The sequence below is a fragment of the Paenibacillus sp. ov031 genome (assembly GCF_900143165.1).
Taxonomy (GTDB): Bacteria; Bacillota; Bacilli; order Paenibacillales; family Paenibacillaceae; genus Paenibacillus; species Paenibacillus marchantiae.
In genome coordinates, this window is record NZ_FRDO01000001.1 from 2,081,274 (window position 1) to 2,095,750 (window position 14,477).

16 protein-coding genes and 1 riboswitch are annotated in these 14,477 nt (G+C 44.7%); of the genes, 4 read left to right on the forward strand and 12 right to left on the reverse strand.

Going from position 1 to position 14,477, the window contains the following annotated elements; all coding sequences use genetic code 11:
• The first annotated feature begins 281 nt into the window (after nt 1-281).
• Nucleotides 282-1,160 (forward strand): aminoglycoside phosphotransferase family protein, encoded by an 879-nt coding sequence (locus BUA17_RS08800; RefSeq protein WP_072733268.1) that lies wholly within the window; start codon nt 282-284, stop codon nt 1,158-1,160.
• A gap of 509 nt (nt 1,161-1,669) precedes the next feature.
• On the opposite strand, the gene BUA17_RS08805 is transcribed toward BUA17_RS08800, so the two are convergent.
• A complete protein-coding gene (locus tag BUA17_RS08805; protein ID WP_072733269.1) occupies nt 1,670-2,563 on the reverse strand; it encodes an aldo/keto reductase in 894 nt (297 codons plus the stop codon).
• Between the two features lie 153 nt (nt 2,564-2,716).
• On the reverse strand, nt 2,717-3,205 hold the full coding sequence (locus BUA17_RS08810; RefSeq protein ID WP_064637203.1) for a GNAT family N-acetyltransferase: 489 nt from the start codon (nt 3,203-3,205) through the stop codon (nt 2,717-2,719).
• 159 nt (nt 3,206-3,364) lie between these two features.
• Between BUA17_RS08810 and xerS the strand changes: the two genes are divergently transcribed.
• Nucleotides 3,365-4,471, forward strand: coding sequence for a tyrosine recombinase XerS (gene xerS, locus BUA17_RS08815; protein WP_072733270.1), 1,107 nt, complete (start codon nt 3,365-3,367; stop codon nt 4,469-4,471).
• Between the two features lie 203 nt (nt 4,472-4,674).
• Here the strand turns inward: xerS and mobB are convergent, their stop codons facing one another.
• Complete coding sequence (gene mobB, locus BUA17_RS08820; protein ID WP_072733271.1) at nt 4,675-5,220, reverse strand: molybdopterin-guanine dinucleotide biosynthesis protein B; 546 nt, start codon at nt 5,218-5,220, stop codon at nt 4,675-4,677.
• A 7-nt stretch (nt 5,221-5,227) separates the two neighbouring features.
• Entirely contained in the window at nt 5,228-6,496 is a 1,269-nt protein-coding gene (gene glp, locus BUA17_RS08825) for a molybdopterin molybdotransferase MoeA (protein WP_072733535.1), read from the reverse strand.
• 173 nt (nt 6,497-6,669) lie between these two features.
• Between glp and BUA17_RS08830 the strand changes: the two genes are divergently transcribed.
• Nucleotides 6,670-6,960: a restriction endonuclease gene (locus BUA17_RS08830; RefSeq protein WP_072733272.1), complete on the forward strand. Its 291-nt coding sequence runs from the start codon at nt 6,670-6,672 to the stop codon at nt 6,958-6,960.
• 113 nt (nt 6,961-7,073) lie between these two features.
• Here the strand turns inward: BUA17_RS08830 and BUA17_RS08835 are convergent, their stop codons facing one another.
• The 5 genes from BUA17_RS08835 to BUA17_RS08855 all read right to left on the reverse strand — a co-directional run bounded on the left by BUA17_RS08835 (nt 7,074) and on the right by BUA17_RS08855 (nt 10,004).
• The gene (locus tag BUA17_RS08835; RefSeq protein WP_072733273.1) at nt 7,074-7,820 is read right to left on the reverse strand and encodes a DUF4247 domain-containing protein; all 747 of its coding nucleotides are present in this window, start codon (nt 7,818-7,820) and stop codon (nt 7,074-7,076) included.
• An 11-nt stretch (nt 7,821-7,831) separates the two neighbouring features.
• Nucleotides 7,832-8,338 carry a DUF4178 domain-containing protein gene (locus BUA17_RS08840; RefSeq protein WP_063562808.1) on the reverse strand — a complete coding sequence of 169 codons (507 nt, stop codon included), beginning with the start codon at nt 8,336-8,338 and terminating at the stop codon, nt 7,832-7,834.
• 23 nt (nt 8,339-8,361) lie between these two features.
• Nucleotides 8,362-8,763, reverse strand: a complete 402-nt coding sequence (locus BUA17_RS08845) for a DUF350 domain-containing protein (RefSeq protein WP_063562809.1) — start codon at nt 8,761-8,763, stop codon at nt 8,362-8,364.
• Nucleotides 8,764-8,858: 95 nt separating this feature from the next.
• Complete coding sequence (locus BUA17_RS08850; RefSeq protein ID WP_024634017.1) at nt 8,859-9,530, reverse strand: PspA/IM30 family protein; 672 nt, start codon at nt 9,528-9,530, stop codon at nt 8,859-8,861.
• A gap of 129 nt (nt 9,531-9,659) precedes the next feature.
• Entirely contained in the window at nt 9,660-10,004 is a 345-nt protein-coding gene (locus BUA17_RS08855) for a prenylated flavin chaperone LpdD (protein WP_072733274.1), read from the reverse strand.
• A 149-nt stretch (nt 10,005-10,153) separates the two neighbouring features.
• Between BUA17_RS08855 and BUA17_RS08860 the strand changes: the two genes are divergently transcribed.
• Complete coding sequence (locus BUA17_RS08860; protein WP_072733275.1) at nt 10,154-10,942, forward strand: polysaccharide deacetylase family protein; 789 nt, start codon at nt 10,154-10,156, stop codon at nt 10,940-10,942.
• A 132-nt stretch (nt 10,943-11,074) separates the two neighbouring features.
• Here BUA17_RS08860 and BUA17_RS08865 read toward each other — a convergent pair whose 3' ends face one another.
• The 3 genes from BUA17_RS08865 to BUA17_RS08875 form a co-directional block, all read right to left on the reverse strand.
• Nucleotides 11,075-11,743 carry a 3D domain-containing protein gene (locus BUA17_RS08865; RefSeq protein WP_063562812.1) on the reverse strand — a complete coding sequence of 223 codons (669 nt, stop codon included), beginning with the start codon at nt 11,741-11,743 and terminating at the stop codon, nt 11,075-11,077.
• Between the two features lie 2 nt (nt 11,744-11,745).
• Nucleotides 11,746-11,942: riboswitch (cyclic di-AMP (ydaO/yuaA leader) on the reverse strand.
• A gap of 285 nt (nt 11,943-12,227) precedes the next feature.
• Entirely contained in the window at nt 12,228-12,950 is a 723-nt protein-coding gene (locus tag BUA17_RS08870) for an amino acid ABC transporter ATP-binding protein (protein WP_072733276.1), read from the reverse strand.
• Nucleotides 12,937-14,400: an ABC transporter substrate-binding protein/permease gene (locus tag BUA17_RS08875; RefSeq protein ID WP_083584624.1), complete on the reverse strand. Its 1,464-nt coding sequence runs from the start codon at nt 14,398-14,400 to the stop codon at nt 12,937-12,939. Before BUA17_RS08875 ends, BUA17_RS08870 begins: the two co-directional genes overlap by 14 nt.
• Nucleotides 14,401-14,477 lie beyond the last annotated feature (77 nt).

Genomic DNA, 14,477 nt, shown 5'->3' on the forward strand with positions numbered 1-14,477 from the left:
AAATCAAACCTAAATTCGGCTTTGATTTCTCCTCCCTCTTCCAAAGTTACAATTATTATCTTTATAATGACATTTTATGTCAAGGGATAAAAACCTATGATATTCTACTCATAACAGGGCTTCTACCAACTAAAAAATCGCTAAATATAAGGGTTTTTCCGGGTCTGCCCTCCTCATTTGGTTTTAGACGATTTTCTCCCTTTGATAAGATCAAGACAAATTGTTAAAATTTATGTACTAACGTTAGAACCCATCCATTTAATAGAAAATGAGGCGAGAACATGATTGAAATTACGATTGAACTGGTTCGTCAATTAGTCGATAGTCAATTTCCGAAATGGAGAGGCTTAACGATAACACCCGTAGAAAAAAGCGGGCACAATAACCGCACCTATCGATTGGGAGACGAAATGACAATTCGTTTACCCAGTCATGAACGTTACGCCTCTGCTGTAGAAAAAGAACTGACGTGGCTTCCAGTTTTCAAGCCTCTTCTGTCCTTGCCCATTCCAGCTCCCATTGCAAAAGGTGAACCTTCGGACGACTATCCCCTTCCCTGGTCGATCAACCAATGGATCGCAGGCGAGACCGTCACGCATACCAACGTAATCGACCTAAGCGTTTTTGCAGAAGACCTCGCTAAATTTCTGAGAGAACTCGAAGCCATTGATGCTAGTTACGGCATACCCGCAGGCATTCAAAATTTTCATCGCGGCGGGAACTTAGCGGTTTACGATACAGATACAAGGACTGTCATTGGAAAGGTATCCGGCGAATACGATCCAAAGCTTATGACTGAAATATGGGAGCTTGCCCTGGCAACGAAATATCAAGCGGCACCGTTATGGCTCCATGGTGATGTTGCGGTAGGTAATCTGCTCGTGCAAGATGGACGACTATGCGGAGTCATTGATTTTGGAACTATGGGCGCGGGCGATCCTTCTAGTGATCTTGTGATGGCATGGAACTTTTTTGATGATGTAAGTCGTGATATATTCTTAAGCTCCATGAATGTTGACCAAGATACGGTTAATCGTGCCCGTGGCTGGGCTTTGTGGAAAGCACTCATCTCCTACCATTGGAATGAACCAGGCTCGGAAGCCTCGAATTGGGGAAAGCATGTCATAGATGTCATTATTCGTGACTATAAATCGCTCTAAACATATGAGCCAACCAAAACCCTATGCAGGGCGCACAGCCTCGCGTAGGGATTTCTTTCTGCTTATCCGTAGATTTGTTTTGCATTTTATTTTAGCCATGCCATTTATCCTCGAAATCATCTGGCAATATTAATTGCAAATCAGTGTTGACATGAAGCCGAGGATAAGGAAGTTCGTTATAACGAGCTGGTGAGATGGTGTAATGGAGATGCAGGTATGTACAGGGGAGCGTAAATTGATTTTTCTATTGTGAATTTTTCATATGTTGAAATAATAATATAGTGTACGAAGACAGGTGCAGGTGAGTTAACGTTTTAAGCTACACGATTAAATTTCCCCTTAATTCTTGGATGGAAATCTGGCGAAAGCACCCCTCCCTATGGAGATAGCCAGTTCGCTTTTATTGTTGTGAATTTTTCATATAATGAAAATATAAGGTTGTTGCGAATAAAAAAAGCCGCCTTTGAGGCGACTTTAGGATAATCACGCTATTTTTATAGCTGAAAGAATTAAGTTCGTCCAGTCCAGTCAGCTCCCGCAATTTCTTTCCAACGTTCTCTAATCTCGTCATATAACTCCTTACTCAGAGCTCCCTTGGCGACAAGATCGGCATTTTGCTGCCAACGGTTAGGTTTTGCTGTACCCACAATCGCCGTGTCTACCCCTTCTGTACTGAGCGTAAAACGTAATGCGGTTTCAACGGCTGCTTGTGCATCTTCGCCCAGAAAACCATACCCAAGTTCACTCAAGCGTTTCCAATATACAAAGGCATATGCTTCTTCCGGAAGCGAGTCATACGTCCATGCCGCATTGGCAATGGGGCGTTTGGCAATAACACCCATATTTCTCTTTTTCGCTTCAGGCAACGTCAGATCGATGGCTTCCTGATCGGCTATGTTCAGCGAGGTTTCCAAGCTGTCGAACACGCCTGTCTGAATCGCATAAAGAGCATCCGTCGTATCGCCGCTATATCCAATAAATCTTGTTTTCCCAGCTTCCTTGGCTCGTTGCAGCACTTCTATGACTGCTCCTTGCCGAAGTACTTCTTCAGAGCAACTATGAAGGTGAATTACATCAACGTATTCCGTTTTTAGTCTTCTAAGACTACGGTCAATCGTTTGCTCTAATACTTTGGCGTCCCAATCTGGGCCATCTACCCCAGCGGCATGTCCACATTTGGTAAACAAATAATAATCGTCTCTGCGATGTGATAGCACATCTCCAATTAACTCTTCACTATCCCCATAACATTCAGCCGTGTCAATGACGTTTAACCCTGCATCCAACGCACTGTTTAGCAATGTTTCTACATCTGCTTTGGATACGTTCTTGCCGATCTCCGCCCCACCAAACCCAAGTGTACTTACTTTCATGCCAGTGTTTCCGTAATTACGCAGTTCCATGGATCATTTCCTCCAAGCTTCGTGAATTTGGTTACAGATAATGAAAGTACATATAGTACAAATTAGTCTTCGGTATGTATTACCCTTATGTTGGGTATTACACCCACTTGTTCATCTTACTTTATTTCCTCCAACACGGATACATCCGTTGAATCAGGTTACGAAGAACTGACTCGGGTTCCCCAGTTCAGGATGAAATTTCTCACGAAAGCGGCCTCCCGTGTATTCCCCTATGATCTTCCGCCAGAATGCTTGAGCAATGACATTGTTGCGAACCTGGGTTACTTTCCACCTTCCCGGAAAACGTTCAAACAGCTCATAAGCTGCCCGGGTACCCACTCCACTACGCCGGTATTTCTGCATTACAAAAAACTCGGTCAAATAATAGTCATTATCTTTGCTGCCTGGTTCGCAACGTTCTACTAATGCAAACCCGGCTGGTGCCTCATCACTCGTAATCAAAAAAGGAAACTTACGGTCTTCCTCTGACCAAAAAGCGTCCAATCCGGGATACTCCGGGAAAACACCGTTACCATCCACATCAATATTCAGATATTTTGTAAAATCATATAGATAAAATTGCATTAAGTGCCGAATCACCTGACTGCGTTCCCGGGGAACCAGCTCTATTTTTATATTCATCCGGTTCACCTCCTCTGCTCTACTTATAACTCATACTTTAAAGCTTTACACCGCCAAGGGCAAGGAAGCATGAATCTGCTTATTCCGGTTTGGAGAACAGGCTGTGACGATTTAAATATGGTAAAATAGGATATAGCATATTTTAGAAATTATTTTATCATGGGGGTGCCGAACTTGACCAATGTGCAAAAAGAGATTGACCGACGCAAGCTGGATGACAAACTACCTTCCATGCCTTGGTTCGTTCAGCAATTCATTGACTATAAATTACCCGACTTATCTCCTTCTACTTTGCTTGAATATTTAAGAGATTATGAAGCCTTCTTTGGCTGGTTACGCGCAGAAGGATTATCCGAGGCAAGCTCTAATAAGGAAGTTACATTGCTTGAACTGGAAGTCCTTCGAATGGAATCAGTGACATCATATCGATTATTTTTGACCACCAAGCGTGAAGGAGCCAACTCCAGAATCACGGTTTCCCGTAAACTTTCTTCTCTGCGTTCGCTCTTTCATTATTTAAGTCAGATTGCAGAAGACGAAGATTTCTACCCCCTGCTGAAACGAAACATTATGGCGAAAATTGAGATCAAACGTACCCATAAACCCAAAGATACAGCAGCCAAACTAAAGGGTAAACTTCTGGAAGAAGAAGAGTTACTGGAGTTTATCGGATACATCCTTGAAGGATATGCCGTGGATATGGAAAAGAACAAACAGGCGATTTACTCACACGAGCTAAACAAAGAACGGGATGCCTGTATCGCCAGCCTCATTCTGAATTCGGGTTTGCGTGTATCTGAAGTGGTGAACCTGAACGTGGATGATCTGGATCTCAACAATAAGCTGCTGTATGTATATCGCAAAGGTAATAATGATGAGACATTTAAGACGCCCGTGTATTTTAGAGAACAAGCCAAGGATGAACTCGCAACTTATATCAATCTGCGCCAGTCACGTTACCGCACACCCAAACGGGAAAAAGGGTTGTTTATCGCTCTTCGCAATGGAGATTCCGAAGGAAGTCGGATGACCAAACGGGCCATACAGGCCATGATCATGAAGTACGCCAAACAATTTGGCAAACCGTATCTGACAGTGCATAAATTACGCCATTCTTTTGCGACCGACTATTATTTGCAAAATGATATCTATAAAACAAAAGAACAGCTTGGACATGCTTCTACGGAAACAACCGAAATTTACGCGCACCTCACGGATAAAACGATGTCTGAAGCAATTGAACGTCGTACAGACGATGGGATGTAGCCTATTTATACACCTCAGCAAGCCGATTCATTCGATTCGTTTAGATTCGTTAGATTCTTTACAAGGTAACTATAAAGAAGCGATTCTTTCAGGAGAATGTCCTGCAAGGATCGCTTCTTTATATTTATTGCTTCGCAAAATTAATGAAAATATACTCTTTTCCTTACATTTCATATCATCAAGTTTACATAATAATTATTTCGTCATAATTTTCTTTTCTCTTCATGACCCTCAAACGAAACCAGCCATCTTGCTATATCCTGTGTTTCATGGACAGAATGCCACACGAGGCCCTCTCTTTCCTCCATACATTCACTCTTGTCATGCGTCAGCCATGAAACAATCCCGACCACATGCTGTAACGTCTCTAATAGAGAGAGGTCTTTCTCTTCACGGACCATGACCAATTTGGGGTATGGCGCTTGTTTGTATCCCTCAATGAGAATCCAGTCGTACGCTGACAGATATTTTATCATGTCTTCCAGCGGCGTCGCTTGTCTTTCAATGAGTGCAGTACGTTTCTCCGACATGACAACGACTGCATCGGCCCCTGCTTGAGCAAAGCTGTAGGAATCGGTTCCTTCGTGATCCATCTCAAAATGATCATGTCCATCATGTTTTATTACAGCCACTTTTCGTCCAGCAGAGGTAAGGTACCGCGTAAGCGCAGCAATTAAGGTGCTTTTGCCTGTGTTCTTATATCCAACAATCTGCATGATATGTGGTGAAGTGCTGCTTGTTTCAGACATGTATGACCTACCTGACATGACCTGTGGGAAGTCTGAGAATTCGAACCTGTTCACCTGCAGGAATACCTTTTTTCTCGGGTGGAACAACGATCAGGCAATCGCTATCTTTAATGGTGATCATGACACTGGATTCATCCACACGTGCGGCAGAAGGCTTAGCATACACCATTCCGTTACGTATCTCTGTCCGTCCGCGTACAAATCGCGTGAAATTGTTGACCTTTGTATAGTCATCATCCAATATGGCTGTCCATTCCTCCAAATATGGATGAGCATCAGCCTGCATCGTACGAATCGTTGGCCGAACAAACAATCCAAAGCCGACAAAACAAGCCCCCGGATTGCCAGAAAGCGCAAATAGCAGCTTGTCATTAACCACAGCAGCCGTCGTAACACTGCCGGGACGCATAGTCACTTTGTTAAACAGCATCTCCATATTCCCTTCCCGAACCAGGTCACCCATAATATCATAATCTCCTACGGATACCCCACCTGTTGTGACCACCATATCATTATGTTCAAGCGCTTCTGCAAGCTTCGTACGTGCCGTATCCACATCATCTGCAATCGAACCATACATAACCGGCTCGCCCCCCGCTTCAACGACCAGAGAACGAAGCATATAGCTGTTACTGTTCCGAATACGCCCGGGTTGCAACGGCTCGTCCACTTCCAACAGTTCTGTACCTGTTGCAAAAATGGCTACCTTGGGGCGTTTGTATACAGGCACTTGGCCTACGCCGAATGTTGCCAGCACGGATTGTTCACCTGCCTGAATGATCGTTCCTGCCTCAAGCAGCAATTGCCCCTCATGAACTTCCAATCCAATTGGCGTAATGTTGGCCTCCGGCTGAATCTGGCGCTTCAGGGCAATCCATTGTTCCCCATGCTCTTCTTTACTTTCAGTCATCTCCATCATAACAACAGCATCTGCACCTTCCGGCACCTGAGCTCCTGTCATGATCCGAGCAGCTGTACCAGATGTAATCGTAAGATCCGATGTATACCCGCAAGGAATTTCATCAATGATACGGAACCAAATCTGCTGTTCGCTAGATGCTTCAATCGTATCCGAACTTAAAATCGCGAACCCATCCATTCCGGAACGACGAAAGAATGGGTAAGGATGGGGAGCATGAATTGTCTCAGCAAGCGTTCGACCATGTGCTTGCTCAAGTGTTACTTTTTCTATTGAACCCGAACTGACATGAGCAGCAACTTTCGCCTGCGCATCCGGTACTTGTATAGCTTTACGGATAAATTTCGCAGTCGTCATATCCGTTGAATGTGAATTTATTTTCAATGGTGATAGAACCTCCCTCGATCATTTGTTCATATTTAAAAAGTGTAGCCCGAAAGCTAGGTCATGACAAGTACTCTCCAACAACCCATTCACATGAAAGACGAATGGACAGACCATAATATGTAAGAGAAAAGGAGCTGAACTATATGAATCAACGATGCGCTTTATGTGGAAGGGAGCCTGTCGAGACAACAGTCCATCACCTGACACCGAAAGAAATGGGCGGAACGCACATGCCTACTGCCGATCTGTGTATCCCTTGCCACAAACAAATTCATTCTCTGTATACCAATCGCGATATTATTACCTTAGGTTTAACTGAAATACAAGCACTAAGGAAAGATGAGCGCATCGCGCCTTATATCCGCTGGATTCGCAAACAACCTGCCACAACCATTCCTCGTGTTCGAAAATCCCATCATGTCCGCAAATCGTAAAACAAAAAGAACAGCGTCCAAGGTCACTTTCAGTGGCATAGCTCGCTCCACCTTACCTTTTCACTGTTCTTCTGCGAAGATTTAATATTGCGGGCCCCCATTCAAGAGATGTGCTACCTACGCCTCATGATTCGGCCACCGCCAACCCTCGTTTTGGGCTTTTTATAAGAGCTCTTGGGTGAATCAAACAATCCTCCAAGACCGCCACTGCTTTTATTACGATCAATTGTGCCTTTGCTTTGTTCCTTATTTCGGCTGAATAATCCTCCACCGGACCCTACGCTCGAATCCTTATCGCTGCCACGCCGGGTAATTGACCCTTTTCGGTCAACGGTAATCGGTGGAGCAACCTTTTTATCTTTACTCGTTGGTGTCCGATAAGAACCTTCACTTGGTTTGTACGTGTCCTTGTTCGTATAACCACGATACGTACCGGACCCTCTACCCCCAAACGAATCAAACAAATTACCAATTAATGTTGCGGTTAAGTAACCTTGCAAAAAGGACGAATCATAATTCTGCCGAACATATTCCTTGGAATCCACTTCAACCAAGGTGTCTTCCGCTTTATTCGGGTCTTGCTGCAAATGATAATACTGGTCCTGATATACCAGGAACATCCGCTCTGTATTTTCCGCCGAGATCTGATCCGGCTTCCGCTGTTCAGATAATTCCTGAGCGACCTCTGGAACGGTACGATCGGCAGCTCGGTACACATAGGATGTCGTGTTACCACTGCCGCTGACCGATTCAAGCGGATATGTGTCCTGAACGGAAGGTGCTCCGCACGCGGACAGCAGCGACATCACAAGGCTGAGGACCAGCATTAATTTTAATCCATGTGCCAAGCGCTTTTTCATTGGAACCTCTCCTAGCTCGAACGAATCACTTTGATATCCGCAGGAAGAATGGACTCACCCTCATACAGCGTAAATCTTCTGTCTTGCCACTCCACACGCAAAAGCATGTTATCATCAGACTGATATTGCCATACTAATTGTTCCCCAGCCTGACCATAGGGTGTCCTGCCTGCAGTGGTTACCATTCCTCCGTATTCTTCCTCCAGATGATACGCACGTCCATCCAGATCCAGCAACGTAGGCACCTCGTCTGGTGCATCAAGACGGCCATCAATTGGTGTATAGAGGGCATACCGGGTCATTTCCCGTTCTTCAATATGCAAATGTCGGATTGCCGTACCATCCTGCAACGTGAGGACAGCTGCATTCCGCGCTCGATGATGTACCCGTCCAACCACTTCATAGGTGACCAGCGAAACCTCACAGATATCACCAGGTGCCAGCTGAAGCATTGTTTTCTCTGCCTTAGGAGGTTCAGGTTTGGCTATTATCCCTTTAATCCGTTTCCACACACTCATACCCATTACTCCTGTTCTTTATCTTATAAACAAGCTGCAATAATTAATGCGCCCACGATATGTAGTGCACCTGAGAACAAACCATAACCTGTCTTGCCCTGCTGTATTCCCGTATCCAGATCCAGGTTGGCCCATCTCCGAATCATAAAGTGAACCACACTCTCCAGAATCAGCAAAATAATAAATGAAACAACGGATACCAGCAACGCTTCTCCAAGATGACCCGCTGTCGAAATGGAGGTGGCGAGTACATATCCCTGAGCAAACAGCTTCATAACCATACGTGTTGTAACGGCCATATTGCCCGCCTTCACTTCGGCAAAATCCTTATACTTCGTGAACAAAGAATCCACATACATTAAGACAAACAGCAAAACCGAACCCGATAACGTCCAGACCAGCATTGCCAAAATGTTCAAATCCATTTACATAGCCCCCACATCTCAACATGAACCGCAATTAAAAGCGAAGGAGAAACGCTGGTCTCTCCTCCGCTGGTGCCCCTGCTTGCTTACAAGGTTTAGTTCTTATTTTCGTATTGCTTCATCAATGCTGCCAGTTCATCCTCAACAGCCTGATCCTTGCCCAGCTTCTCAAACTCATCATCCAGCGATTTTCCTTTGGACGACATCTCATTGCTGGCTTCAGCCTGAGCTTCCATCTGCATCATTTTTTCTTCCATACGCTTCATGCCGGCACTTGCAGTATCGGAGCCAAATCCGTTCAGGGCCTTGTTGATTTCGGTTTGAGCTTTTGCAGCGTTGTAGCGCGCAACCAATGTTTCACGTTTATTTTTCATTTGGGTCAACTGTTTGCGCATTTCGTCCAGCTTGCCACGAAGGTTATCGGCAGAAGCCTTGTTTTGATCATAGCTTGTTTTGTATTCAGCCATCTTCTCTTCAGCCACTTTTTTCTCTTCCAGTGCCCGACGAGCCAAATCCATATTCTGTGCACGCGCTGCTGTATGTGCTTGCTCCTCACGTTTCTTCACGAGAGCTTCCTGTTCTTCGAACAGCTGCTTGAATTTCTTCTCAATGGCAATCTGTGCAGCAACAGCTTTCTCCGCGTCCTCCAGATCTTCTTGCATATCTCGGATATATTGATCCGTCATCTTGATCGGATCTTCTGCCTTGTCAATAATAGAGTTAATGTTAGACATCGTTAAATCGCGCAATCGTTTGAAAATGGACATTATGGTATTCCTCCTAGTCGATAGTTCATCCTTGTATATAAACATACATACGTGGCAATGTTCTACTCGTTTCAATTTTAACAAAAAAAATCATAAAAAACGATTTTAGCCTACTTAGCGTACATCGAACTATTGAATCAGTTGACTAGTTTGGCACAGCTCTTCATCAAGCAGCTTCTCTGCAGTCTGCACAATCTCATCAATCTGCATGCGCGTAATTGCATCAAAGTGAATCCCCATAATCACGGTCACGGTTACTTTTAAATGTAGGGCAGCCTTACGTGCGAGCCTTTCACACAGCTCTTGCTCTTTATGCCCCGGAATATGCATCGTAGCCCCGCTTACCCGCTCACGGTCTGGATAAAATGTCGCTACTGCTCCAATATGTGATCTGCCTCCAGTTACCATAAACACCTTGTCTTCCCCTGCCTCAATCACCTGTAAACGAACGGAATTTAAGTCGTATGTACTCATCCTGATCCACCTGTCCTTTTCTATTTATATATGGTGGAATTATGGCTCCGATTTAATAAATCAGCAATGAAACATCTCACATTATGCATAAATACGGATGGCCCCGGGCATACCAAAGAGAACGCAATTTGGGAAAAGGAGGCACTAACATGCGTATACGCCTCATAATGTTATCCATCATGGTCATTCTTCTGGGAGGAAGTTACGCTCCTGCTCAGTTATGGGCTTCTTCAAGCCCGCAAACCGAACCTGCTTCGAAGTCTGATTCTTCCGAAGAAGAACAGTTGACTCTGGGACAGCTCAGACAGAAATATGCGGATACGTTCAAAACCAATGGCCCCTCGACAAAAAAGGTCGCACTGACTTTTGATGACGTACCTGATCCACGGTTCACCCCGCAGGTGTTGGATATTCTAAAAAAATACAAGGTGCGGGCTACGTTTTTCATTGTGGGACATCGCGCTGAGAAACATCCGGATTTAGTGAAACGCATGGTAAAGGAAGGGCATATTGTTGGCAATCACAGCTACAATCACCCGGAGTTCAGTAAGCTGTCCATGAATGCATTTCGCAAACAAATCTTACATACCGGGGATATTATTCGGAATCTGGCGGGGTACACGCCCAAAATGATTCGTCCACCTTATGGCGACATTAATGAGCAACAGCTGCAATGGGCAGCCAAACAACATTACAGCATTGTGAACTGGAATGTCGATTCCCTGGACTGGAAGGGCCTCTCCAAAGAGGAAGTCAAACAAAACATCCTGTCGGCCGTTAAACCAGGTTCCATTGTTCTGCAACATGCAGGAGGCGGTGTCGGATCGAAGCTGAGTGGTACCATCGAGGCGTTGCCTGAAGTTATCGAGGAATTGCGAAACCGCGGGTACGAGCTGGTGACTTTGGACGAAATGCTGGAACTGCCAAAGGGTAAATAGGTTTAGATTACGGCAGTCGGATATTCAAAAGGGTGTCCTTCATTCACATTATTGTGATGGAAGAACACCCTTTATTGTTTAATTTAGATTTAGTTGGAGTCACATATGATGATGTGCAGCTACGCTTTGATTTTATTTCAAAATGTAAAGTTCAACATCCTGAATACCAAATGTGCTCACGGATTGCTTGCTGCCAGGAATAAAGATATCGATCTTGTGACCTTTAATGGCACTACCCACATCACGAGCCGTTGCTACAAATGCCTGTTTTGGCAGTCCTGGATGTGTATGACCTGTCACCAGTACCTTTGTACCCAATGGAATGATACTTGGGTCTACTGCAATGGTACCCAATTCAAGCGGATTACCGAAGTAATCCACGGCACCCCATCCTCCATTTTCGGAAGCGTCTGCGGAGTATGCTGTTGCTTTGACGTCGACAGCTTTGCTGTAATCAAACGTTTTACCCCAGGCTTGTACAACTTTACTATCTGCATTAACGTCAAGGCTTGCGGCAGTTACCGTTTTGGCCTCCGTTTTAGCTGCTGCAGCAGAAGCTGTGTTCGTTGTTTTACCAGGGATCGTAATTTTCAAACCACCATAAATGTTGTAAGCTGAAATGTCATTGTTAGCTTTAATAAGAGCGTTAAGTCCAACTCCATATTGTTTGGATAAGGTGTAGAAGGTATCCCCCTCTTTGGCCACATGAACTGAATCAGCATGAGCCGGAACGGCCTGAATGAGCATTGCTGCTGTCAGCAAAGCTGTTGCTGTTTTGGCTATACGTTTCTTGTTAATCATGGTCTTCCTCCCTCATTATGCCTGCGAAGTTAGTTGTCGGATTCGGATGGAGGAAACCACCCTATAGGTTCAATTACATTAATAATTTATGTAGCCCTAATTCACCCCAAGCCGTGTGCAAATGATTCTTCCCCAAGCACACTCTGCATCGTTACATCCCCCACACTCCCAACTCCGGAAGTTTCGGCAGGAACAAATATATCACAACTTTGTAACCAAGAGTCGTAGTAAATGTTACCATCTGGCTAATTCACTTCAATATTTTTGCTGAATTCAAGCGACTTTTTCAAAAATATGTCTATTTGAGCTTATATCGTTGATGACAGAAACGTTACTTTTTATGTAATTCCGTGCGTATTCACACGCAACAAAACAATCCCTGCCGACAGGTCGCCGACAGGGATCTATGAGGGAATAAGAATTCTCATCCACAGTATATATTTTGCATTTTCATCCAATTCATCCTAATGATGACTTGGATGTATTAGAGCACTTTAGCAAGGAAGTCACGTGTACGTGCATGCTTAGGCTCACCAAACACTTCAGCAGGTGTTCCTTCTTCTACAATAACCCCACCATCCATAAACAGGATGCGGTCCCCTACTTCGCGTGCGAAGCCCATCTCATGCGTTACAATAACCATGGTCATGCCGCCCTCTGCAAGCCGCTTCATGACATCCAGTACTTCACCGACCATTTCAGGGTCCAGTGCTGAAGTAGGCTCGTCAAACAGCATGACATGCGGCTGCATCGCAAGCGCTCTTGCAATAGCTATCCGTTGTTTCTGTCCTCCGGACAGCTGATTAGGATAAGCGTCTTTTTTGTCAGACAGGCCAACCGTCTTCAGCAAATCTGCGCAGATTTGTTCCGCTTCCTGTGCAGATTGTTTTTTCACTTTAATGGGAGCAATCGTAATGTTCTGCTGCACCGTTTTGTGCGGGAACAGATTGAAATGCTGGAATACCATCCCCATTTTTTCACGAGTTGCATTAATGTTGTGTTTAGGGTCAGTAATCGAAACTCCCTCAAAGTCAATCTCACCGGAAGTAGGCTGCTCCAATAAGTTAAGACAGCGCAAAAAGGTACTTTTCCCCGATCCGGACGGACCGATGACCACGACAACCTCGCCTTTACCAATTGTTACGTTAATGCCCTTGAGCACATCGTTATTTCCATATGATTTGTGTAATTGTCTAACGTCTATCACTTGCACTCAACTTCCTTTCCAGTCGACCCAGCAGCTTGGACAAAATGAACGTCAGCACAAAGTAAATGGCCGCTGCAATCAGGAATGGATTCATTCCTTGGTACGTAATGTTTTTAACTACACTTGCCTGGTACATAATGTCCACCATACCAATAACCGAGATGATGGAAGATTCCTTGATAATGGTCACGAACTCATTACCGATCGCCGGCAACACCGCTTTGAACGCTTGTGGAAGCACGATGAAGCGCATTGCCGCACCTCTACCCATTCCCAGGGAACGAGCTGCTTCCAACTGGCCTCGATCCACACCCTGTATACCAGCGCGGAAAATCTCGGCAAGATAGGCACCACTATTAATGGATAGTGTGATAATCCCCGCCTGAAGCGGCGTGAAATTAATCCCCAACGTTAGAGCAAGACCGTAATAGATAATCATCAACTGAACCAGCATTGGTGTACCACGAATAACTTCAACGTAAGCTGTTCCGATCCAACGCAGAATTGAAACGTCATGCAGACGTAACAGACAGATGATCAAACCGATAATTACCCCGAATATTACACCGAGTGCAGACAGTAAGAGGGTGTAACCTACGCCTGTTGCATAAAAGCTTTTGTATTCCCAGAACACTTGAAAAATGTTTTGATCTTTTTTCACCTTGTCTGCCATCAACTGGCTTGCCTCGGTAACCAACTGATCGATTTTATTTTCGCTTTTCAGACGTTCGAGCGTTCCGTTCACTGCATTCAGCAATTCCGTATTGCCCTTACGAATCCCGATTGCCGCTTCGGCCTGCTCTTCATCCGGAATAGCCGGTGCTAATCCAATCACATCATCCAGATAACCGGCAGCCACCGTATCTTCAACGATCGCAGCATTTACACGATTGGTCTGCAATTGCAGCACGATATCAGATATTTTATCAAGTGCTGTCAGTTTTGCGCCTGGGATTCCCTGGCCAATCGTTTCCTGAATGGAGCCTTTTTGAACTCCAATCTTTTCATTTTCCAACTCCGCCATGGTTGGATATTTATCTTTATCCGCATTACGAATCATAATGACTTGCTTTGATTTATAATAGGTATCGGAGAAGTCAATGCTTTGTCTACGATCATCTGTTGGCGTCATTCCCGAGATGACCATATCCACACGACCACTCTGCAACGCAGGAAGAAGTCCGTCAAAACCCATATCCTCTATTACAAGTTCTGCGCCAAGATCGGCAGCAATTTCTTTAGCAATCGAAATATCAAATCCGACAATTTGGTCTTTACCATCAATCACTTTATGGAATTCATATGGTGCAAAATCGGCACTTGTACCGAGCACCAGCTTTTTACTGCCTGAATTGCTTGTAGTTCCCGTTGCCAACGCAACAGGTGCAACCGTAGTAAGCAAGACCACAAGAGCTAGCAGCATCATGGTGTAACGACTAATCAATTTCAACCCTGTTCTCCCCTTATAATACTTTGTATGCTTTCTGTTGTTGATGCCTGAGTCATTATAAAGTAGAATGCATGATT